General features: G+C 72.4%; 20 protein-coding genes. 6 read left to right on the top strand and 14 right to left on the bottom strand.

Annotated elements, in window-relative coordinates; all coding sequences use genetic code 11:
* Positions 1-64: 64 nt before the first annotated feature.
* From rplS to ABD385_RS07370, 6 genes are all read right to left on the bottom strand, one after another.
* The gene (gene rplS, locus ABD385_RS07395; RefSeq protein ID WP_016571354.1) at positions 65-412 is read right to left on the bottom strand and encodes a 50S ribosomal protein L19; all 348 of its coding nucleotides are present in this window, start codon (positions 410-412) and stop codon (positions 65-67) included.
* Positions 413-545: 133 nt separating this feature from the next.
* Positions 546-1,355 (bottom strand): tRNA (guanosine(37)-N1)-methyltransferase TrmD, encoded by an 810-nt coding sequence (gene trmD, locus ABD385_RS07390; protein ID WP_344574190.1) that lies wholly within the window; start codon positions 1,353-1,355, stop codon positions 546-548.
* Positions 1,355-1,900, bottom strand: coding sequence for a ribosome maturation factor RimM (gene rimM, locus ABD385_RS07385; protein WP_344574189.1), 546 nt, complete (start codon positions 1,898-1,900; stop codon positions 1,355-1,357). Before rimM ends, trmD begins: the two co-directional genes overlap by 1 nt.
* A 194-nt stretch (positions 1,901-2,094) precedes the next feature.
* On the bottom strand, positions 2,095-2,334 hold the full coding sequence (locus ABD385_RS07380; RefSeq protein ID WP_003980229.1) for an RNA-binding protein: 240 nt from the start codon (positions 2,332-2,334) through the stop codon (positions 2,095-2,097).
* Positions 2,335-2,336: 2 nt separating this feature from the next.
* Entirely contained in the window at positions 2,337-2,777 is a 441-nt protein-coding gene (gene rpsP, locus ABD385_RS07375; RefSeq protein ID WP_016571357.1) for a 30S ribosomal protein S16, read from the bottom strand.
* Between the two features lie 155 nt (positions 2,778-2,932).
* Positions 2,933-3,523 carry a hypothetical protein gene (locus ABD385_RS07370; RefSeq protein WP_016571358.1) on the bottom strand — a complete coding sequence of 197 codons (591 nt, stop codon included), beginning with the start codon at positions 3,521-3,523 and terminating at the stop codon, positions 2,933-2,935.
* A gap of 555 nt (positions 3,524-4,078) precedes the next feature.
* Between ABD385_RS07370 and ABD385_RS07365 the strand changes: the two genes are divergently transcribed.
* The gene (locus tag ABD385_RS07365; protein WP_344574187.1) at positions 4,079-4,939 is read left to right on the top strand and encodes a methyltransferase domain-containing protein; all 861 of its coding nucleotides are present in this window, start codon (positions 4,079-4,081) and stop codon (positions 4,937-4,939) included.
* 80 nt (positions 4,940-5,019) lie between these two features.
* Here ABD385_RS07365 and ffh read toward each other — a convergent pair whose 3' ends face one another.
* From ffh to nsdA, 5 genes are all read right to left on the bottom strand, one after another.
* The gene (gene ffh, locus ABD385_RS07360) at positions 5,020-6,573 is read right to left on the bottom strand and encodes a signal recognition particle protein (RefSeq protein WP_344574186.1); all 1,554 of its coding nucleotides are present in this window, start codon (positions 6,571-6,573) and stop codon (positions 5,020-5,022) included.
* Positions 6,574-6,703: 130 nt separating this feature from the next.
* Entirely contained in the window at positions 6,704-9,214 is a 2,511-nt protein-coding gene (locus tag ABD385_RS07355; protein ID WP_344574185.1) for a [protein-PII] uridylyltransferase, read from the bottom strand.
* 70 nt (positions 9,215-9,284) lie between these two features.
* A complete protein-coding gene (locus ABD385_RS07350; RefSeq protein ID WP_016571362.1) occupies positions 9,285-9,623 on the bottom strand; it encodes a P-II family nitrogen regulator in 339 nt (112 codons plus the stop codon).
* The gene (locus ABD385_RS07345) at positions 9,620-10,969 is read right to left on the bottom strand and encodes an ammonium transporter (RefSeq protein WP_344574184.1); all 1,350 of its coding nucleotides are present in this window, start codon (positions 10,967-10,969) and stop codon (positions 9,620-9,622) included. The genes ABD385_RS07350 and ABD385_RS07345 overlap by 4 nt, the downstream gene beginning before the upstream one ends.
* Positions 10,970-11,139: 170 nt before the next feature.
* Positions 11,140-12,642 carry a transcriptional repressor NsdA gene (nsdA, locus tag ABD385_RS07340; protein WP_425585362.1) on the bottom strand — a complete coding sequence of 501 codons (1,503 nt, stop codon included), beginning with the start codon at positions 12,640-12,642 and terminating at the stop codon, positions 11,140-11,142.
* 477 nt (positions 12,643-13,119) lie between these two features.
* On the opposite strand from nsdA, the gene ABD385_RS07335 reads away from it, so the two are divergent.
* Positions 13,120-13,830 (top strand): bifunctional DNA primase/polymerase, encoded by a 711-nt coding sequence (locus tag ABD385_RS07335; RefSeq protein WP_344574183.1) that lies wholly within the window; start codon positions 13,120-13,122, stop codon positions 13,828-13,830.
* A 236-nt stretch (positions 13,831-14,066) separates the two neighbouring features.
* Here ABD385_RS07335 and ftsY read toward each other — a convergent pair whose 3' ends face one another.
* Together ftsY and ABD385_RS07325 are read right to left on the bottom strand one after the other, a co-directional pair.
* Complete coding sequence (gene ftsY, locus ABD385_RS07330) at positions 14,067-15,299, bottom strand: signal recognition particle-docking protein FtsY (protein ID WP_344574182.1); 1,233 nt, start codon at positions 15,297-15,299, stop codon at positions 14,067-14,069.
* Positions 15,300-15,410: 111 nt separating this feature from the next.
* The gene (locus tag ABD385_RS07325; RefSeq protein WP_344574181.1) at positions 15,411-15,662 is read right to left on the bottom strand and encodes a hypothetical protein; all 252 of its coding nucleotides are present in this window, start codon (positions 15,660-15,662) and stop codon (positions 15,411-15,413) included.
* Positions 15,663-16,107: 445 nt separating this feature from the next.
* On the opposite strand from ABD385_RS07325, the gene ABD385_RS07320 reads away from it, so the two are divergent.
* From ABD385_RS07320 to ABD385_RS07305, 4 genes are all read left to right on the top strand, one after another.
* Positions 16,108-17,607 carry a purine-cytosine permease family protein gene (locus ABD385_RS07320; RefSeq protein ID WP_344574180.1) on the top strand — a complete coding sequence of 500 codons (1,500 nt, stop codon included), beginning with the start codon at positions 16,108-16,110 and terminating at the stop codon, positions 17,605-17,607.
* 92 nt (positions 17,608-17,699) lie between these two features.
* Positions 17,700-18,704, top strand: a complete 1,005-nt coding sequence (locus ABD385_RS07315) for an LLM class flavin-dependent oxidoreductase (protein ID WP_344574179.1) — start codon at positions 17,700-17,702, stop codon at positions 18,702-18,704.
* A gap of 58 nt (positions 18,705-18,762) precedes the next feature.
* Positions 18,763-19,434 (top strand): hypothetical protein, encoded by a 672-nt coding sequence (locus tag ABD385_RS07310; RefSeq protein ID WP_344574178.1) that lies wholly within the window; start codon positions 18,763-18,765, stop codon positions 19,432-19,434.
* A gap of 41 nt (positions 19,435-19,475) precedes the next feature.
* Positions 19,476-20,084, top strand: a complete 609-nt coding sequence (locus tag ABD385_RS07305) for a hypothetical protein (protein WP_344574177.1) — start codon at positions 19,476-19,478, stop codon at positions 20,082-20,084.
* A gap of 95 nt (positions 20,085-20,179) precedes the next feature.
* Here the strand turns inward: ABD385_RS07305 and ABD385_RS07300 are convergent, their stop codons facing one another.
* The gene (locus tag ABD385_RS07300) at positions 20,180-21,598 is read right to left on the bottom strand and encodes a sugar porter family MFS transporter (protein ID WP_344574176.1); all 1,419 of its coding nucleotides are present in this window, start codon (positions 21,596-21,598) and stop codon (positions 20,180-20,182) included.
* Between the last annotated feature and the right edge of the window lie 195 nt (positions 21,599-21,793).

The following is a 21,793-nucleotide window of genomic DNA, read 5'->3' as shown; positions in this document are numbered from 1 at the left end:
GCCGGCCGCGAGCGTGGCCTCGCGGTGCACCGGGGCGGTCTCCCGCGGCCCGGTGCGGCGCGGCTCAGCGCTCGCGCTTCTCCTTGATCTTGGCGGCCTTGCCGCGCAGCTCGCGGAGGTAGTAGAGCTTGGCGCGACGGACGTCACCGCGGGTGACGACCTCGATCTTCTCGACGATCGGGGTGTGCACGGGGAAGGTGCGCTCGACGCCGACCGAGAAGCTGACCTTGCGGACCGTGAAGGTCTCGCGCACGCCGGCGCCCTGACGGCGGATGACGACGCCCTTGAACTGCTGCACACGAGAGCGGTTGCCCTCGATGACGCGGACGTGGACGTTGACGGTGTCACCCGGGCGGAAGGCGGGGACGTCGCTGCGCAGCGCCGCGGAGTCGACAGAGTCGAGGAGGTTCATGACCCACTGCTTTCTTCGCTGATGCCACAGGTCATCAGCGGAATCATCGGAAAAGTTGGTTCGCTGTCAGATCGCCGGGCGGACGTCGTTCCCCCTGTGGCAGGGGCGCGCGCCGGGCGGAGTCAGCAGCGGCTCATTCTTCCACGGACTGACTCGTCCGCCCAAATCGGCCGTCCTCGCGCGGGGCCCAGCCCAGTATGGAGAGGATTTCCCGGTCCTTCTTGTTGAAGGCGGCGGGGTCGGCGCGCTCGATCAGATCGGGGCGGTTGCGGTCGGTGCGCCGGAACGCCTCGTCCCGGCGCCAGCGGGCGATCTTGCCGTGGTGGCCGCTGAGCAGCACCTCCGGGATGGTGCGGTCGCGCCACTCGGGGGGCTTGGTGTAGACGGGGCCCTCCAGGAGGTCGGCCATCGCCCCGGGGGCGAAGGAGTCGTCCTGGTGGGAGGCGGCGTTGCCGAGGACGCCGGGCAGCAGCCGGGCCACCGCCTCGACCATGACCAGGACCGGGGCCTCGCCGCCGGCGAGCACGTAGTCGCCGATGGAGACCTCGCGGACGTCCAGGCGGTCGCCGTACTCCTCGATGACGCGGCGGTCGATGCCCTCGTAGCGGGCCGGCGTGAAGACCAGCCAGGGCTTGCCGGAGAGCTCGACGGCGAGTTCCTGGGTGAAGGGCACGCCGCTGGGGGTGGGCACGACGAGGACGGGTTCGCCCTCCCCGGACGCCAGGACGTCGTCGAGCGCCGCGCCCCACGGCTCGGGCTTCATCACCATGCCGGGGCCGCCGCCGTAGGGGGTGTCGTCGACGGTGTGGTGCTTGTCGCGCGTCCACTCCCGCAGGTCGTGGATGCGGACGTCGAGCTGTCCGCGGGCACGGGCCTTGCCGACCAGCGAGACGTTCAGCGGTTCCAGGTACTCGGGGAAGATCGTGACGACGTCGAGCCGCATCAGCTGTCCTCGCGGCTGGAGGCGATCTCCGCCTGGGCGTCGTCGAGGAGGCCGGGCGGCGGGTCGATGACCGCGCGCTGCTCCTCCAGGTCGATCTCGGGCACGATCTCGCTGACGAACGGGATCATGACCTCGCCGCCCTCGGGGCGGGTGACGACCAGCAGGTCCTGGTAGGGCAGGTGGGAGACCTCGGCGATCCGGCCGACGACGGTGCCGTCGCGGGTGACGACGTCGAGGTCGATCAGCTGGTGGTCGTAGAACTCCTCGGGGTCCTCGGGGAGTTCCTCGGGGTCGATCTCGGCGATCAGCAGGGTGTTGCGGAGCGCCTCGGCGGCGGTGCGGTCCGCGACGCCCTCGAAGCGCAGCAGCAGCCGGCCGCTGTGGACCCGGCCGGTGGCGATGGTCAGCGGCCCGACGGCGGACGGTTCGGTGGCGAGGACGGCGCCCGGGGCGAGCCGGAGTTCCGGCTCGTCGGTGCGCACCTCTACGGTGACCTCGCCCTTGATGCCGTGGGCGCGGCCGATCCGGGCGACTACCAGCTGCACTGTGCTCCTCTTTGCGGCTAAACCGCCGCCGCTCGCGCGGACGGGGGTGGAGGAACGCCGGGGTTCCTCCAGGGTGACGGCGGTGGGTCCCATGGGGTGTGGAACGGACGGGGCCGTGGTTCCACGGTGGCATACGAGCACGGGCCGGGGACGACCGTGAGGCCCTCCCCGGCCCGAGCCGGTGTTCAACTTGATCAGCGAACTTGGTCCACGTCGACGAGGTCGACGCGGATGCCCCGGCCGCCGATGGCACCGACGACGGTCCGCAGTGCGCGGGCGGTCCGGCCGTTGCGGCCGATCACCTTGCCGAGGTCGTCGGGGTGGACCCGGACCTCCAGCACGCGCCCGCGACGCAGGGTGCGCGAAGCCACCTGCACGTCGTCGGGGTTGTCGACGATGCCCTTGACGAGGTGCTCAAGGGCCTCCTCAAGCACGCTCAGGCCTCGGTGGACTCGGAGGTGGACTCAGCCGCGGCCTCGTCCGCCTTCTTGTCGGCCTTCTTCGCCTTCGGGGTGATCGCCTCACCCTTCGGCTCGTCACCGGAAGCCTTGGCGGCAGCCTCGAAGAGGGCGCGCTTGTCGGCCTTCGGCTCGGCGACCTTCATCGGCGCCGGGGCCGGCAGACCCTTGAACTTCTGCCAGTCGCCGGTGACCTTGAGGATGGCCATCACGGGCTCGGTCGGCTGCGCGCCGACGCCCAGCCAGTAGGCGACGCGCTCGGCGTCGACCTCGATGCGGGACGGGTTCTGCACCGGGTGGTACAGGCCGATCTCCTCGATCGCGCGGCCGTCCCGGCGGGTGCGGGAGTCGGCGACGACGATGCGGTAGTGAGGCGAACGGATCTTGCCCAGACGCTTCAGCTTGATCTTGACTGCCACTGGAGTGGTGTCTCCTGGTCTTGACGTGGTGGGGCACAACGAGATGCCACGTGGGGTTGCGGTACTCGGGGCCCCGATGGACGCGTCAGCCGGAGGAGAGAGGGGTCCTGTGCGACTGTCGAGTACAGCAGGCAATTGTGCCACACGCTCGAAGGTCAGCCGACCGCGGCCACCTCGGGGATCCGGAAGGGCTTGCCGCATCCACCGCAGACGATGGGTGCCTGGGCCAGTACGGACGGGACGACCCGGACGTTGCGCCCGCAGTCGCAGACGGCCTTGACGCGCACGCCGCCCCCGGAGGAGCCGTGCCGGGCGGCCGGGCCGCGGAAGCTGCGGGTGGTGTCGGTGGCGGTGGCGGCGCTGTGCGCCTTGAGGGCTCTGGTCAGCCGCTCGATGGTGGGGCGGTAGCGCCGTCTCGCCTCGGGGTTGAGCGTGACCAGCGAGAAGCCGCTGCTGGGATGCGGCTCGTCGGAGTGGTCCAGGCCCAGCTCCTCGGCGATCGCCAGGAACCGGCGGTTGTGGTAGCGGCCTGCCCGGGAGGTGTCGCGGATGCCGCGGGCGGCGGCGATGCCGTGGACTGCCTCGTGGAGCAGCCGTTCGAAGGAGAGTTCGGCGCCGCAGGCGGACGAGGACTCTCCGATCAGGGATTCGGGCGCGGCCAGGTCCGGCAGCTCGGGGTGGTGCCGTTGAATGTCGGCCCACGCGAGCGCCAGCTCGGCGGCGAGAACAGGCGGTGTCGTGCTCACGTCGTGACAACGAGTCGGAGTCGCCCAGTGTTCCGATTCCGGGGCATCCCAAATATTTTGCACGTACCAGTCAGTTTCTGGGCGAGGGGCGTGGCTCGTACGCGGTGCGCCGATCTGAGGAGAAGACACCTGAGAGCGGCAAGCCGGTACGTAGGGCACGTACCCCCGCGTACGCCACATGGCGTAAGCCGTCCGCACGTCGGGGGACGGGCGCGCGCCGATGTTACCGACGGTAGGAAATGCTGCGGACATCGGCCCCGTCCCCCACGGTAGGGCAGGGGGACGGGGCGTTCGCAGGGGGGATGCGTGCGGCCGGCGCGCCGGGGCCGGGCGCCTGCCGTGGCGCGACCGCACTCCCCAAGGCACCCTGGAACGGCGCTCCGGGGGCACGGGGGCCGGCGCACGCAGGGGCGCGCGGGAGCCAATCCCGGCGCACCCTCTGGACGGCCGGGCGGAAGCGCAGTTGTCTGGATCGCGGGGGCGCACAACGCTCGGAAACACGGGGGCGGACGGTACGGATCAGCTTCGGGTTCTCGGCGAATAGGGGCGCTTTCGATGTCACCCACGCTCGTGCGGCACCAGCTACCGAACACCGGGACCGGGCGCGCCGACGGCCCGGCCGCGCCGACCGCGCCGGCCGGGGTCCGCGCCCGCGACTGGGCGGAGATCCAGGAGCGGATGCTGGTGCCCCTCTACGAGGCCGCGTACGACCGGCTCGGCATCGGTCCCGGCACCCGGCTGCTGGGGCTGGGCTGCGGGTCGGGGCTGGCGCTGCTGCTCGCGGCGGCGCGCGGGGCGCAGGTCAGCGGCGTGGACGCGGACGAGTGCCGGCTGGAGCTGGCCCGCGAACGGCTCACGCCGGACGGCATGCCGGAGGTCACCCGCCTGGTCAGCGGCGGGCTGGCCGACGCCGCCCCCAAGGACACCGCGTTCACCGTGATCACTGCGTTCCACCCGGTGGGCTGCGGCGGTGACGCCGAGGAGCTCACCGGGGCACTGACCTCGGCGGCGGCGCTGGCCGAGCGCGGCAGCGCGGTGGTGCTGGGAGGCTGGGGCCCGGTCGAGCGGTGTGCCGCGACCGGGGTGCTGCGGGTGGCGGAGCGGCTGACCGCCCCGGCGGCGGGCTTCGGTGCCCGATGGCGGCCGGCCGGGCGGGACGACCTGGAGGAGTTGGCGGCCCGGGCCGGACTGCGGCCCGACGGATCGGGGCGGGTGGCCTGCCCGTTCGGGTACGCGGACCTGGCGAGCGCGGTGCGCGGGATGCTGTCGACGGGGCTGTTCGACGCGGCGCTGGAGGTGGCCGGCCCGCGGCAGGTGGAGAAGGAACTGGCCGAGGCGCTCCATCCGTACCAGCAGGCGGACGGCACGGTCTGGATGGCGAACGTCTTCCGGTACCTGATCGCGCGCACCCCCTAGCCGGGGCCGTACGCACTACGGGCGAGCCCCCGACCCTCCGGGAGGGTCGGGGGCTCGCCCGTAGTGCGTACGGCGTCGCGTCAGTTCATGAACTTCTTGAACTCGTCGGGGAGTTCGAAGTTCTGCGGGTCCTGGTCGCCGCCCTGCGGCAGACCCAGCGGGTTGCCGGCCGCGGCCGCCTCGCGGCGCGCCGCCTCGGCCTCCTCGTCGGCCTTGCGCTTCATCGGGTTGCCGCTCTTGCGCTTGCCCTTGGCCTGCTTGATCTGCTTCTTCTTGCGGGAGGCGCCGCCGCCCATGCCGGGCATCCCGGGCATGCCCGGGAGTCCGCCGCCCTGGGCCATCCGCGACATCATCTTGCGGGCGTCGAAGAACCGCTCGACGAGGCCCTTGACGGTGCTGACGTCGACGCCGGAACCCCGGGCGATGCGGGCCCGGCGCGAGCCGTTGATGATCGTCGGGTCCTGGCGCTCGGCCGGGGTCATCGACTTGATGATGGCGGCGGTGCGGTCGACCTCGCGCTCGTCGAGGTTGTTGATCTGGTCCTTCATCTGCGCCATGCCGGGCAGCATGCCGAGCAGCTTGGAGATCGAGCCCATCTTCCGGACCTGCTCCATCTGGGCCAGGAAGTCGTCGAGGGTGAACTCCTTGGGGCCCTTCGCCAGCTTGGCCGCCATCTTCTCGGCCTCTTGCTGGCTGAAGGTCTGCTCGGCCTTCTCGATCAGCGAGAGCATGTCGCCCATGCCGAGGATGCGGGACGCCATGCGGTCCGGGTGGAACGCGTCGAACTCGTCCAGCTTCTCGCCGTTGGAGGCGAACATGACCTGCTTGCCGGTGACGTGCGCGATGGAGAGCGCGGCACCACCGCGGGCGTCGCCGTCCAGCTTGGAGAGGACCACGCCGTCGAAGCCGACGCCGTCGCGGAACGCCTCGGCGGTGTTGACCGCGTCCTGACCGATCATCGCGTCGACGACGAAGAGGACCTCGTCCGGGCTGACCGCGTCCCGGATGTCGGCGGCCTGCTGCATCATCTCGGCGTCGATGCCGAGGCGGCCGGCGGTGTCGACGACCACGACGTCGAACTGCTTGGTGCGGGCGTACTCGATCGAGTCCTTGGCGACCTGGATCGGGTCGCCGACGCCGTTGCCCGGCTGGGGACCGTAGAATCCGACGCCGGCGCGCTCGGAGACGACCTGGAGCTGGTTGACGGCGTTGGGGCGCTGGAGGTCGCAGGCGACCAGCAGCGGGGTGTGGCCCTGGCTCTTGAGCCAGCGGCCGAGCTTGCCGGCGAGGGTGGTCTTGCCGGCGCCCTGGAGGCCGGCGAGCATGATCACGGTCGGGGGCTGCTTGGCGAAGCGCAGGCGCCGGGTCTCGCCGCCGAGGATGCCGACGAGCTCCTCGTTGACGATCTTGATGATCTGCTGGGCCGGGTTCAGCGCCTGGCTGACCTCGGCGCCCAGGCCGCGCTCCTTGACCTGCTTGATGAAGGCACGGACGACCGGCAGGGCGACGTCGGCTTCCAGCAGGGCGATCCGGATCTCCCGCGCGGTGGCGTCGATGTCCGCCTCGCTCAGGCGGCCCTTGCCCCGGAGGTTTTTGAAAGTACTCGCCAAGCGGTCGGAAAGCGTATCGAACACGGCGGTCGTCGATCCTCGGGGTCGGGGGCGTAGGTCAGTCGGGTTCTAGGGTATCCGGCCACGCAAGCGAACCCGCCCTCGCCCGCTCCCACCCGGTGCAGCGGGGCGCCGGCCGGGTGGTGCGCCCGGTCTACTGGAGCGCGGACTCCACCGCCGCGGCCACCTCCCGGGCCACCGCCTCGGGCAGCGGAGCCCCGTCCGGGCCGGTGACGTAGAAGGCGTCCACGGCGTTGGCGCCCAGCGTGCTGATGTGGGCGCTGCGCACGCGGACCCCCGCCGCGTCCAGGGCCCGTCCGATCCGGTGCAGCAGGCCGTGCGCGTCCTGGGCGCGGACCTCGATGACGGTGGCGGTACGGGAGCTGCCGGCGGCGACGGTGACGCGGGGCGGCGGGGTCGGGGCGGTGCGGGAGCGACGGGCGTAGGCGCGTTCGCGTTCGGCGAGCCGGCCGGGGACGTCCAGGGAACCGTCCAGGGCGCGGACCAGGTCGGCGCGGAGCCGACCGGCCTCGGGCAGCGACCCGTACTCGGCGGCGACCCGCCAGCTCAGCAGCAGCACCGGGCCCCGGTCGAGGGGGTCCAGGGTGCGCAGGTCGGCGGCGCGGACGGTGAGGCGGTGCAGGGCCAGGACGCCGGCCGCGGCGGGCAGCACGCCGGGGCGGTCCGGGAGGGCGATGAGGAGTTCCACGCCGACCGGTTCGCGGGCGTCGTCACCGGTGGGGACGCCGTTACCGGTGGGGGCGGCGGTGCCGTCCACGGGGCCGGGCGGGCCGTCCTCGGGGCGGGGGCGCAGGGTCAGCACCGGGCCGCCGGTGCGGGCGGCCTCGCAGGCCAGGCGTTCCTGCTCGGCGGTGGGCAGGTCGGTGTCGCGGGGGTCCGGTGCGGGCTCCCCGGCGAGCCGGTCGGCGACGCGTTGGACGAGGGTGGCGACGAGTCCGGCGCGCCAGGTGCTCCAGGCGGCGGGCCCGGTGGCGAGCGCGTCGGCCTCGGTCAGGGCGTGCAGGAGTTCCAGGGTGCCGGGGCTGCCGACGGCGTCGGCGACCGCGCCGACGGTGTCCGGGTCGTCCAGGTCGCGCCGGGTGGCGGTCTCGACGAGCAGGAGGTGGTGGCGGACGAGGGCGGCGATCACCGCGGTGTCGCCGGGCCCGAAGCCGAGCCGGGCGGCGACGTCGCGGGCGATGGTCTCGCCGGCCACCGCGTGGTCACCCGGCCAGCCCTTGCCGATGTCGTGCAGCAGGGCGGCGACCAGCAGCAGGTCGGGCCGGTGGACGCGGCGGGTCAGCGCGGCGGCGCGGACCGCGGTCTCGACCAGGTGGCGGTCCACGGTCCAGGTGTGCACGGGGTTGCGCTGGGGGCGGCAGCGGACGCGTTCCCAGTCCGGCAGCCACCGGGCGATGACGCCCTCGGCCTCCAGCGCCTCCCACACGGGCACGGTGGGCGCGCCCGCGCCCAGGAGGGTGACCAGTTGCTCGCGGGCCTCGGCCGGCCACGGCACCGGCAGGGGCGCGGCGGCGGCGCAGCGGCGGATCGCGTGGGTGGCCAGCGGCACTCCGCCCTGGGCTGCGGCGGCCGCGGCGCGCAGCAGCAGGACGGGGTCCCGTTCGGGGCGGGCGGTGCGCGCCAGCACCGCCTCGCCGTCGAGTTCGACGACGCCGTCGGCGAGCGGCGAGCGTTCGCCGCGGCCGGCGGTGCGACCGGCCAGCAGCCCGCGCAGCACGGGTTTGACGGACCGCGCGCGCAGCACCCGGCCGACCTCGCGCCAGGTGACGTCGGCGGCGTAGGCGATGGTGCGGGCCGATTCGTAGGTCCGGCGGAGCAGGGCGTCCGCGTCGAGCAGGCCGAGGGCGCCGGCGACCTGGTCCTGCTCCTGGAGGGAGAGCCGGTCGGTGGCGCGCCCGGTGGTGAGGTGGAGGGCGTCCCGGGTGTCCAGGAGCCGGGTGCGCGCGGTCTCCAAGCCGTCGCGGGGGGCGTCGGCGAGCCAGGAGGCGGCGATGGCGCGCAGGGCGGTGGCGTCCCGCAGGCCGCCGTGCGCCTCCTTGAGGTCGGGTTCCAGGAGGTACTGGAGTTCGCCCTGGCGGGCGGCGCGGTCCCGGCACAGTTCGCGGAGTTCGGGCAGCCGCTTGGGGGCGCTCTCCCGCCAGTCGGCGTAGGCGGCGGTGCGGACCGCGGCGGTCAGGTCGGGGTCCCCGCCGAGGTGGCGGGCGTCGAGCAGGCCCAGCTGCACCTTGAGGTCGTCGCGGGCGGCCCGGCGGGCCTCGGCGGGGGTGCGGACGGAGTGGTCGAGGTCCAGGCCGAGGTCCCAGACCGGGTACCAGAGGCGGTCGGCGAGGGCCGCCAGGTCGGCGGCGCTCGCGCGGCCGTCGTGCAGCAGCAGGAGGTCGAGGTCGCTGCGGGGGGAGAGTTCGCCGCGGCCGTAGCCGCCGACCGCCACGAGTGCGGTGCCGGGGGCGGCCGGCGCGGTCGCCCCCGCCAGCAGGGCGGCGAGCCACGCGTCGGTGAGCCCGGCGAGGGCGGCGCGGCGGTCGGGGCCGGTGGGGCCGGTGGGGCCGACGTCCTGGAGGAGCCGCAGGCGGGCGGCGGGGTAGCCGCCGCCCGCGGGGGCGGCGGTGACGGGTGCTGCGGTGTGCTCGGCGCTCTCGGTCAACTCGGGCTCTCCTCGGTCGTGTTGTCCCCCACCGCGCTCCGGTCCGCCCCCGCCGCCCGCGGCCCGCGGCTCACAGCGCGTCGGGTCCGCGCTCCCCGGTCCGCACCCGCACCGCCTCCTCGACGGGGACGCTCCACACCTTCCCGTCGCCGATCTTGCCGGTGCGGGCGGCCTGGACGACGACCTCCACGAGTTCCTCGGCGTCCGCGTCCTCGACCAGCACCTCGATCCGGATCTTGGGCACCAGGTCCACGGTGTACTCGGCGCCCCGGTACACCTCGGTGTGCCCGTGCTGCCGCCCGTAGCCGCTGGCCTCGGTGACGGTCAGGCCGTGCACGCCGAACGCCTGCAGGGCCTCCTTCACCTCGTCGAGCCGGTGCGGCTTGATTACTGCCGTGATGAGCTTCACGCGTCCACCTTCTTGGTCGGGGATTCGCCCAGTGCCGTGGTCCTGCGGGCCGCGGTGCCGCCGCCCGCGCCGGCGAAGTCGTACGCCGTCTCGGCGTGCGCGGCCTGGTCGACGCCGGTGATCTCCTCGTCCTCGCCGATCCGGAAGCCCATCACCACGTCGATGGCCTTGGCAAGGACGTAGGAGACGACGAGCGAGTACAGCAGGACGCAGACCACTCCGATGGCCTGTTTGCCGAGTTGGCCGAAGCCGCCCCCGTAGAAGAGCCCCTTGGCGTGACTCTGCACGCCGCCGGTGGCGAAGAGGCCGATCAGCAGGGAGCCGACGATGCCGCCGACGAGGTGGACGCCGATCACGTCGAGCGAGTCGTCGTAGCCGAACCGGTACTTGAGGCCGACGGCCATGGCGCAGAGCACGCCGGCGATCGCACCGACCGCGAGGGCACCGAGCGGGCTGACCGCGCCGCAGGCGGGGGTGATGGCGACCAGGCCGGCGACGGCTCCGGACGCGGCGCCCAGGGTGGTGAACGAACCGTGCCGCAGCTTCTCGTAGGCCAGCCAGCCGAGCATCGCGGCGGCGGTGGCGACCTGGGTGTTGACGAAGGCCACCGCGCCGACGCCGTCGTCGTTGTTGAGCCAGGAGCCGGCGTTGAAGCCGAACCAGCCGAACCACAGCAGACCGGCGCCGAGCATCACCAGCGGCAGGCTGTGCGGCCGCATCGGGTCCTTCTTGAAGCCGATGCGCTTGCCGACGACGAGGAGCACGCCGAGCGCCGCGGCGCCGGCGTTGATGTGGACGGCGGTGCCACCGGCGAAGTCGATCACGCCGAGCTTGAAGAGCCAGCCGCCGTCGGCCCACACCCAGTGCGCGACCGGGAAGTAGACCACGGTCACCCACAGCGCGACGAACAGCGCCCAGGCGGTGAACTTCACCCGGTCGGCGAGGGCGCCGCTGATCAGCGCGGGGGTGATCACCGCGAACATCAGCTGGAAGACGGCGAAGACGTAGATGGGGATGGTGGTGGTGCCCCACAGCTGGGTCAGGCCGATGTGGCCGAGGCCGGCGAAGTCGCCGTTCCAGCCGATGACGCCGCCGGCGTCGGTGCCGAAGGTGAGCCCGAAGCCGTAGAGCACCCACAGGACCGTGACGATGCCCAGGCTGATGAAGCTCATCATCAGCATGTTCAGGACGCTCTTGACCCGGACCATGCCCCCGTAGAAGAAGGCCAGGCCCGGGGTCATGAGCATCACCATGGCGGAGCAGATGAGCATGAACCCGGTGTTGGCGGGGCTGAGCGTGGCTTTTTCCGCGAGGCCGTCTGCGAGCGTAAGGATGCCTGGGGGCATCGGCGTCTCCTCGTCGTCGATGCGGCCCGTGCGGGTGTGGGTGGGCCGGCTTCGCGATGAGGGTGTCGCAGCGCCGTTTCGGCCAAACCTTGCCGGTGTTTCACCGGGGTGACGAAGCCGTCCGGAGTGTTACGCGCCGGTGAATTGCGAGGTCCGGCGGTCGGGCCCGGTCAGCCTGCGACGGCGGTCTCCGGAAGCTGCCGGGAGAGTTCGTCGCCGAGCTGGATCACCTCGGGGACGCTGCCGAACTCGCGCACCGCGGTGTCCACCGTTTTGCGCAACCGGGTGTTGACCCGTTCGGACCGGACCTGCCGGGCGAACGGTATCGCCTGCTGCGCCATCACGGCGCACGCCTCGGGCTCCTTCTGGAGCAGGTGGACGGTGGCCATCCCGATGAGGTTGAAGGCGTACGAGCGCTGGTGCTCGGGGTCCTTGCCGAAGAGTTCGACGGCGCGCTGCATGACGGGTTCTGCAAGCGAGGCGTAGGTGGGACTGCGACCGGCCACGTAGGCGAGGTCGCGGTAGGAGTGGGCGTTCTCGGCGTTGAGTTCGGCCTCGGAGAAGAAGCGGATCCAGTCCGGCTCCGGCTCGCCGGGGGTGGCGTCGGAGAAGGTGTCCTCGGCCATCCGCACCGCCCGCTTGACCTTGCTGGGCTGGCCCATGCCCGCGTAGGCGCGCGCCTCCATCGCATACAACATCGCCTGGGTGCGCGCGGTGGCGGTCTCCCGGCTGCCGTACTGGGCGAGGTGGATCAGCTCCAGCGCGTCGTCGGGCCGGCCGAGGTGGATCATCTGCCGACTCATGCTGGAGAGGATGTACGAGCCCAGGGGGCGGTCGCCGGCCTCCTTGGAGGCGTGCAGGGCCAGCACGAAGTACTTCTGGGCGGTCGGCTGGAGGCCGATGTCGTAGCTCATCCAGCCGGCGAGTTCGGCGAGTTCGGCGGCGACCTTGAAGAGGCGCTTGGCGACCGCCGGCGGCTGGGGCTCCTGGAGGAGGTCGGTGACCTCGTGGAGCTGACCGACCACCGCCTTGCGCCGCAGGCCGCCGCCGCACTGGGCGTCCCACTGCCGGAACATCGCGGTGGTCGCCTCCAGCAGGTCCAGCTCCGGGTCGGAGAGGCGGGCCGGACGGCGGGCCCGCTCGGGCTGCGCCGCGGCCTCGGTCGGGCCCACGGGCACCGGCACCAACCAGCGCTGCATCGGCTCGATCAGGGTGGGGCCGGCGGCGAGGGCCAGGGAGGTGCCCAGGAAACCCCGACGGGCCAGCATCAGGTCGCTGCGGGTGAACTCGCCGATGAGGTGGACGGTTTGGGGGCCGGCCCAGGGGAGGTCGACGCCGGAGACGGACGGCGACTGGTGGGCCGAGCGCAGCCCCAGCTCCTCGATGCCGACCACGCAGCCGAAGCGTTCGGAGAAGAGCTCGGAGAGGATCCGTGGGATGGGCTCCCGCGGCTGCTCGCCGTCCAGCCAGCGGCGCACCCGGGAGGTGTCGGTGCTGATGTGGTGGGCGCCCATCTGACGCGCCCGGCGGTTGACCTGCCGCGCCAGCTCGCCCTTGGACCAGCCGCTGCGCATGAACCACGAACCCAACTGCGCGTTGGGACGCTTGACGGCGTCCGCGCCGTCCGTGCCGTCCGTGCTGTTGGAGCCGGCGGTGCCACCAGTGCCGCCCACAGGGATGCCCCCATTCCGATAGCTCTCGTCCGCGAACCCCCCACAGGATGCCGCCTGTTGCAGCGCCCGTTCCGCGGTACATCTACCCGACCGCGGATTCCGGCCACACCTTGGGTCGCCGCCCCCTGGCCTTGCCACCGGCATACCCGTACGAAGAATGCCCCTCCGGGGTTCGTGCACTGAAAGTAATCCTACGATCACGCCCGTCGGGAGGTCGATTGCGGAAACGCCACCATTCGCCACCCCTTTGCGTGAACTCCCCGGCCCGCTCTCGCGATTGACTTGACACAGGTCGTACGGGAACGGGCGGAGCGGAGCACGCCGCGGCGCGCACACCGCGTCGCACCACCCGGCGTACGACGGCACACCACCGGTTCCACGGCCCGTCGACGGAGCGTGAACACCAGAGTGAAGAACCGTCTCCTCGTCAACTCCCCGACTCGTCACCACTCGTACGCACCACCCGTTGGAGGGGGCATGGGTTTCACGATCGGCGGCATCCGGGACCTCCGTTCCGGAACGCGCCGTCGCGTCCGCTCGGCCGAGGGCACCGCAGTGGCCGAGTACACGGGACTGTGGGGGTGGGACGTCGTCCCGGGGGCCCGCGCGGTCCGGGCCGGTGGCCGGACGGAGTGTTCGTGCGGGGACGCCGACTGCCCGTCCCCCGGCGCGCACCCGCTCTCCTTCGCCCGGGAGGTGCCGGCGGGCGCGACGCTGGAGAAGGCGCTGGCCGCTTGGGGCGAGACGCCGGGCGCGGCGGTGCTGCTCCCGGTGGGCCGCTCCTTCGACGTCCTCGACGTGCCGGAGGACGCCGGGCGGGGCGCGCTGGTGCGGTTGGAGCGGATGGCGCTGCCGCTGGGGCCGGTGGCGGCCACGCCGACCGGGCGGGCCCTGTTCTTCGTCGCCCCGGGCGCGGCCGCCGCGCTGCCCGACCTCCGCTACCGCATGGGGTGGGACGACGCGGACCTGGACCTGCGTCCACTGGGGCGCGGTGACCACGTCGCCGCCCCGCCGTCCGACTTCGGCGGCCACGGGCCGATGCGCTGGCTGCGCCCGCCGACCCTGGAGACCGCCAGTCGACCGCCGCAGGCCCGGTTACTGCTGGGGACCCTGGCGTACGTGTGCCACCGGTCGGCGGGCGGCCGGGGAGCCACCGACGCGGCGGTGCCCGGCCCACCGCCGTGCTGAGCCGGAGGCAGATCGTTTCGTCAGCGGGTTGACGCACCCGGACCTGCGTCTTGGCTTGATCCGCACGCCTCCACAGGCTTCCACAGGCCTCCATACGCCTTCGGACGCCGCAGGCGGTGCGGCCGGGGCCGGGCTCCGCGCCACCTCACCCCACCCCACCTACGGAAACGGCGGCGGCCCCCGTACCCGTCATCCACAGGTACCGGGGGCCGCCGCCGTCGTGCCGGGCCGCGGGATCAGTCGATCAGCGCGTCCACGAACGCCTCGGGCTCGAACGGTGCCAGGTCGTCCGGCCCCTCGCCCAGGCCGACCAGCTTGACCGGAACGCCCAGTTCGCGCTGGACGGCGATGATGATGCCGCCCTTGGCCGTGCCGTCGAGCTTGGTGAGCACCACGCCCGTGATGTCCACGACCTCGGCGAAGACCCGGGCCTGCACGAGGCCGTTCTGACCGGTGGTGGCGTCCAGGACGAGCAGCACCTCGCCGACCGGTCCGTGCTTCTCGACGACCCGCTTGACCTTGCCGAGCTCGTCCATCAGACCGGTCTTGGTGTGCAGCCGGCCGGCGGTGTCGATCAGGACCACGTCGGCGGACTCGGCGATGCCCTCCTTGACCGCGTCGAAGGCGATGGAGGCGGGGTCGCCGCCCTCCGGGCCGCGGACCGTGCGGGCACCGACCCGCTCGCCCCAGGTCTGGAGCTGCTCGGCGGCGGCGGCGCGGAAGGTGTCCGCCGCACCCAGGACGACGGACTTGCCGTCGGCGACCAGCACGCGGGCGAGCTTGCCGGTGGTGGTGGTCTTGCCGGTGCCGTTGACGCCGACGACCATCACGACGCCGGGGATCTCGGTGCCGCCGTTGCCGACGGCGCCGTCGGTGTGCACCGTCCGGTCGGCGTCGGTGCCGATGAGGGCGAGCAGTTCCTCGCGCAGCAACTGGCGCAGGTCCTCGGGGGTGCGGGTGCCCAGCACCTTGACCCGCTCGCGGAGCCGCTCGACGAGTTCCTGGGTGGGGGTGACGCCGACGTCCGCGGTCAGCAGGGTGTCTTCGATCTCCTCCCAGGTGTCCTCGTCGAGGTGTTCCCGCGACAGCAGGGTCAGCAGGCCCTTGCCGAGGGTGTTCTGGGAGCGGGCGAGCCGGGCGCGCAGCCGCACCAGGCGACCGGCGGTGGGCTCGGGGACCTCGATCTCGGGCGCCGCGGGCGCCTCCGGCTCGGCGACCGGCGCCTCGGCCTCGGCCGCGGGGGCCTCGGCCGTCGGCAGTTCGACTTCTTCGATGGTGCGACGTTCTTCGTCGCGGGGGGTTTCGGCCTCCTCGCCGACGTGCGGTTCGGCGGGGGGCGCGGTGACGGAGGGCTTGGGGGCGGCCGTCGGGGGCGGCAGCTGCTTCTTCTTGCGGCCGCTGACGACGAGCCCGCTGATCGCGCCGAGCACGACCACGGCGATGACTACGGCAAGGATGACGGTTTCCATAACCCCTCCAGTATCAGCCACACCCCGCTGCGAACAGCCGCACGCGCCCGGGGCTCGGCTCCGGGCCTCGGCGGGGTGTCCCGGGGCCCGGCGGCCGCTGCGCGCGCGGCGTCAGGACTCCCGGCTCTCCTCCGTGCGCCAGCGCTCCAAGGTGGGGTCGCAGTGGGAGTCGTAGGTGCCCGATCCCCGGCAGTGCCGGCACTCGCCGGCCCGCTGGACGGTCTCGTAGGGGCCCCGGAACGGGTCGACGCCGGGGGCGTAGGCCAGGGCCTGGGACACATAGCCGGTGCCCTGGCACCACTGACACGTCTTGCCGGACACACCGGACACGTCGGCCTCCTGCGGGCGTTCGCTGTCGTTCATCCAGCTCACCTTGCACCACATCCGGTGCGCCGTGCCCGGGGTGTGGACAACCCGCCGCGGCGGGTCCCGGCGACGCCCCGGCCACGGCCGCTCGACGGCGCTCAAACGAGACATGCGTCTCTCCGACGGGCCCCCGACGAGACGGCGGAACGGCCCGCTACGGCGGAAGTGGAGTCTCCGCTTCACCTTGCAGCGGTCCAGTGCGCGCCGTATGTCCTGATCAGGGCGGTGTGACTGGATTCATCGACAAGAGCGTGCGGTCCGTGTCATCGTCAGGGAGTCCAAGGGGGCGGACCGGTAGAAGTTGGATCAAAGTACGATGGTGGACGGCTGCGCAACGCGCGTAGAGTCCTGGCAACCACTTTCTGGCCAGGCACCACAGCCGTTGCCTACACCCCCGCTCCCGGGGGTGCCCCCAGACCCCCGCACGGAGACAGCTGCACCCATGGGCACCAGCACCACGTCCGCATCCACGTCCACCCCGGAAGTCGACGGCGCCGTCGAGACGCGCGGCATCGAGCCGGTTCCGGATCACGAACGCCGAGGGCGGGTGCGCGAGCTCTTCCCCACCTGGGTGGCGGCCAACATCAGCGTGCTGCTGCTCACCATGGGCGCCTCACTGGTGATCAACAACGGCCTGAACTTCTGGCAGGTGCTGGTGGTCGCGGCCATCGCCTCCTGCCTCTCCTTCGGGATCGTCGGCCTGCTGTCGGTCTCCGGCAAGTGGGGCGGCGCACCGGGCGCGATGCTCTCCCGGGCCGCCTTCGGCGTGCGCGGCAACTACTTCCCGGGCGCGATCCTGTGGGTCGCCCGCTTCGGCTGGGAGACCATCAACGCGGTCAGCGGCGCCTACGCGATCCTGACCGTGCTCCACCTGGTGTTCGGCATCAAGGCCAACAACGCGCTGGTCGTCGTGACCCTATTGGGCTTCGTCGCCTGCACCTTCCTGGTGAGCGGGATGGGCCGCAAGGCGCTCAACGTCTGCAACAAGTACTCCACGTACCTCTTCAGCCTGATCAGCGTCGTCGTCCTGGTCTACCTGATCGTCGAGATGCCGTGGGGCGCCATCTTCGCCAAGTCGCCGGGCAGCGGCGCGATGATGATCGCGGGCATCGGCACCATCGCGGCCGGCGGCCTCAGCTGGGTGCCCACCGGTCCGGACTTCGCGCGCTACCTGCCGCACTCCGCCTCCGGCAAGAAGATCGTCGGCACCACCGTCTCGGGCGCCGCCCTGGTACTGGTCCCGATGGTGGTCATGGGTGGCGTGATGGCCGTCTCCAACCCGGAGCTGGCCAACCAGAACACCGACCCGATGTCCTTCCTCGGCCAGGTGCTGCCGTCGGCCATCGCGATCCCGTACCTGATCACCGCGCTGATCGGCATGATGCTGATCAACAGCCTGTCGATGTACTCCGCGGGCTTCACCGCGCAGACCATGGGCGTCAAGCTGCCGCGCGCCCTGGCGGTCAGCATCAACGCCGCCATCAGCCTGATCGGCGGGCTGTTCATGATGCTGGTGGCCAAGGACTTCGTGGGCCAGTTCATCGCCTTCCTGACGCTGCTCGCGGTCTCCTTCTCCGCCTGGATCGGCGTCTACGCCATGGACATGGTCCGCCGCCGGAAGATGGCGGTCCGCTACCACCCGGAGAGCCTGATGACCATCGGGCCCAGCAGCCGGTACTGGTACAAGGGCGGGTTCTGCTGGCAGGCCCTGTCGGCCTGGGCGATCGCGCTGATCGTGGGCCTGTGCTTCACCAAGGTGCAGTGGTTCTCCGGCCCGCTCGCCGACACCTGGATCGGCGAGAACGGCCTGGGCTGGGTGGTCACCATCCTGATCGCCGCGGTGGTCTTCGTGGCCCTGCCGGCCGCCCGGGAGAACGAGGCCCCGGCCCCGGCCCCCGCGACGGAGGGCACCGAGGAGCGCCCGGCGGTGGAGGTCGGCTGATCCCCGGCCGGTTCTCGACCACCCACCTGGTCAACTGACGTATCGTCAGCTACGGTCCCCTTCGCCACCTGCTCCGGCGAAGGGGATCCGTCATGTCCGCCGGCAACACCTCACCCACCACGGTCGTGCGCTTCAACCTCGCCGGCCCGCCGGTCGCACCCGAGGAGCTGTCCGCCCGCTACCGGGCCGCCGTCGAGATGGCCGCGTACGCGGACGCGCACGGCGTGGGCATGGTCCAGACCGAGGAGCACCACGCCACCGACAACGGCTGGATGCCCTCCCCGCTCGCCTTCGCGGGCGCCGTCCTCGGCACCACGAGCCGGATCGGCGTGACCGTCTCGGCCCTGTTGAGCCCGCTGCACGACCCGCTGCGGCTGGCCGAGGACCTCGCCGTGCTCGACCTGCTCGGCGCCGGCCGCCTGGTCACCGTCGCCGGACTCGGCTACCGACCCGAGGAGTACGCGGCCCACGGCAAGGACTGGCAGCGCCGCGGCGCCCTCCAGGACGAGGTGCTCCAGACGCTCCTGGACGCCTGGACCGGTGAACCGTTCCGCTATCGGGGGCGCACGGTCCAGGTCACCCCGCGCCCGTACTCACGGCCTCATCCGACGCTGCTCGTCGGGGGCGCCTCGCGGCCGGCGGCCCGACGCGCGGCGCGCCTGGGGCTGCCGTTCTTCCCCAGCGCCCACCTGCCGGAGCTGGTGCGCTACTACCACGAGCAGTGCGCCGCGGCCGGGACCGAGGGCTGGGTGCTCCAACCCCCGCCGCGCACCTGCCTGTTGCACGTCTGTGAGGACCCGGACCGTAGTTGGGCCGCGCACGGCGGCCACCTGCTGTACGAGGCGCAGCGGTACGCGGCCTGGCAGTCGGCCGACGCCCGCTCCGCGGTGCGGTCCACCGCGCAGGACGTCGCGGCGCTGCGCGCGGAGGGCGTGTACCGCATCGTCACCCCGGACGAGTGCGTCAAGCTGGCCCAAGAGGACGGCGCCCGGGGCACGTTGATCCTGCATCCGCTGTGCGGCGGGATGCCCGTCGAGGAGGGGTGGCGTTCGCTGCGGCTGTTCGCGCAGGAGGTGCTTCCGCGGCTGACGGACTGATGCGCCGGGCGGCGCGGTGGCACGGTCGATTGTCAGTGGCCGGTGCCACGATCGAGGCATGAGCTTCTTCGACGGACTGCCCGCCTTCGACCCGCCGCTCGAACCCCTCGACGACACCCTGGAGTTGGGCTCCTACGCACCCGGGTCGGACGAGGAGTTCGCGCCCTCGCACTGGTTCGTGCCGGCGCAGCTCGCGCAGGTCGCCGAGGCCGGCGCGGGGCCGGACGTCCGGATCGTGCTCACCGGCTGGCAGGTCTGGCCGGGGTCGGTGACGATGCGGCTGTCGGTCTTCCTGCGGCGGATCGGGGCCGGCGGGCGGACGTCGCCGTACGGCCCTCCGGGCAGCGGGGCGCTGCGCTGCGGGCTGCTGCTGGCGGACGGGCGGAAGGTCACCACGCTCGACGGGCCGTCCCTGCCGCTCGCCGGGCCCGCCCGCCCGACGCTGCGGCTGAGCGGCGGCAGCGGCGGCGCCTTCCACTACGAACTGGAGCTGCACCTCTCGCAGTTGCCGCCCGCCGGCGTCACCCAGCTGGTCGTCGAGTGGCCGGACGCGCAGGTGCCCGAGACCGTCACCGTGCTCGACGCCGGACCGCTGCGGGCGGCCGCCGGCGAGGCGCGGGAGATCTGGCCGGACGCCACGGCGCCGGGGAGAACGCGGAGCTGCTGCGGGCCGGCGCCGACGCCTGGACCCCGCAGCTCGGCGACCGCTCCCCCGGCCGACTGGCGCTGACCTGCGAGCTGGCCCCGCTCTTCGCCGGGTTGCCGGGGGCGGTGCCGTTGACGCCCGGGGAGCGCGCCGCCCAGCGGGAGGCGGACGCCCGGGCAGCGGTGTTCCGAGGGGTGCACACCGAGGGCGTCTCGGTGGCGTTCGTGGCGGGGATCGACGAGGCCGAGGCGGTCCGGCGGCTGGGGCGGGACCCGCACGACGGCACGGCGGGGCCGCCGGACGCCAGCGCGGTCCCCCACGACCCCGCGGCGGCCCACCGCCGGGTGGGGGTGACGGGGGTGGCCGGCGGCTGCGTCCTGCTCCAGCCGGGCTCGTATCTGCTGGGCACCGATGCGGCGCTGGCCGCGCTCTCCGCCGGCGCCACCGCGTACGGCCTGTACTTCAACCCCGGCGGCGGCACCTTCGGCACCCTCTCCCGCGACGGCCGCACCGAGCCGACCGAGGAGATCGGCCTCCCGCCGTACGGCGACGAGCCCGAGGGGCACTGGCGCTATCGCTTCTGGAGCCGGTCCCGACCGCAGGAGCGGTACGGCGCCGGCGCGTTGGGGTACGCCGCCGCGGCGGCCGGCCTACGGGTGACGGGCCCGCGGCCGGTGAGCGGGCCGCCGCACCGCTGGGTGGAGATACCCGCGGGCAGCCCCCTCCTGGCGTAGTGCGGGCCCGCTGCGCCCGCCCGCACGAACCACCGCTGCCCCGGCTCGGATGAGCCGGGGCAGCAGCGACAACTGAGGAGAGGGCTGGCGGGGGGTTAGCCCATCTCCTCCAACGCCTTGCCCTTGGTCTCCTTCACGTACTTGAGCACGAAGGGGATCGAGAGCAGAGCGAAGACCATGTAGATCACGTAGGTGCCGGACAGGTTCCAGTCCGAGAGGCTGGGGAAGCTGGCCGTGATCGCCCAGTTGGCGATCCACTGCGCGGAGGCGGCGACGCCCAGCGCGGCGGCCCGGATCTTGTTGGGGAACATCTCACCGAGGAAGACCCAGACCACGACGCCCCAGGAGAGGGCGAAGAAGAGGACGAAGCCGTGCGCGGCGATCAGGGCCACGGTGCCTTCGGTGGAGGGCAGCGTGCCGGCCGCGGTCTTGGCGGAGAAGGCCCACGCCTCCAGGGCGAGCGCGACGGCCATGCCGGCCGAACCGATCAGCGCCAGCGGTCGGCGGCCGATCCGGTCGACGAAGATCATCGCGATCACGGTGCCGATGATGTTGATGATCGAGGTGGTGAAGCTGTAGAAGAACGAGCTCTCGGGGTTGATGCCGACCGACTGCCACAGCGTCGAGGAGTAGTAGAAGGCGACGTTGATGCCGACCAGCTGCTGGAAGACGGAGAGCCCGATGCCGACCCAGACGATCGGCAGGAAGCCGCCCTTGCCGCCGAGCAGGTCCTTGAAGGTCGACTTGTGCTCGCGGCGCATCGCGTCCTGGATCTCGGAGACCCGGGCGTCGAGGTCCACGGTCCGGCCCTCGACCTCGGAGAGCACCTCCTTGGCGCGGTCGAGCCGGCCGGCGGAGATCAGGAAGCGCGGCGACTCGGGGATCGCGAAGGAGAGCAGGCCGTAGAGGATGGCGGGGACGACCATCACGCCGAGCATCCACTGCCAGGCTTCCAGGCCGGCGATCTTGCCGCGCTGCTCACCGTTGGCGAGGTTGAGGATGCCCCAGTTCACGAGCTGGGAGATGGCGATGCCGACGACGATGGCGGCCTGCTGGAAGGAGCCGAGCCGTCCGCGGTAGGCGGGCGGCGAGACCTCTGCGATGTAGGCCGGGCCGATGACCGAGGCCATGCCGATCGCGATGCCGCCCAGGACGCGCCACATCGCCAGGTCCCACAGGGCGAACGGCAGCGCGGAGCCGACGGCACTGATGGTGAACAGCACCGCGGCGATCTGCATGACCCGGATCCGCCCGATCCGGTCGGCGATCCGGCCGGCGGTGGCGGCACCGATGGCGCAGCCGATCAGGGCGATGGCGATCACCTGCGCGAGGACGGCGGAGCCGACGTCGTAGCGAGTGCGGATCGCCTCGACCGCGCCGTTGATCACGGAGCTGTCGTAGCCGAAGAGAAAGCCGCCCATCGCGGCAGCCGCGGTGATGAAGATGACATGGCCGAGGTGGTCCGGCTGGGCCTTGCGGCCTTCCGGGACCGTCGGCTGCGCGGTGCTGGTCAACGTGAACTCCAGTGGCCCGGCTGCGCTGCCGGGCGTAGGGGGCTGGCCCTACAAGTGGTGCACACGTTGGGGGTACCCACCACTTGAAGGTAAAAGCAACGTTGCAGAGACTATGCCTTTAAGTTTCGAAGTCAATACCCCAAAGCTGACGTCTTCCTCACCCGACTACCGCAGGCTTCATTCAAGTTCTGAATT

The sequence above is a fragment of the Streptomyces lunalinharesii genome (genome assembly GCF_039532155.1).
GTDB lineage: Bacteria > Actinomycetota > Actinomycetes > Streptomycetales > Streptomycetaceae > Streptomyces > Streptomyces lunalinharesii.
The sequence above is the reverse complement of the archived record's forward strand: the minus strand, read 5'-3'. Positions and strand labels throughout refer to the sequence as shown.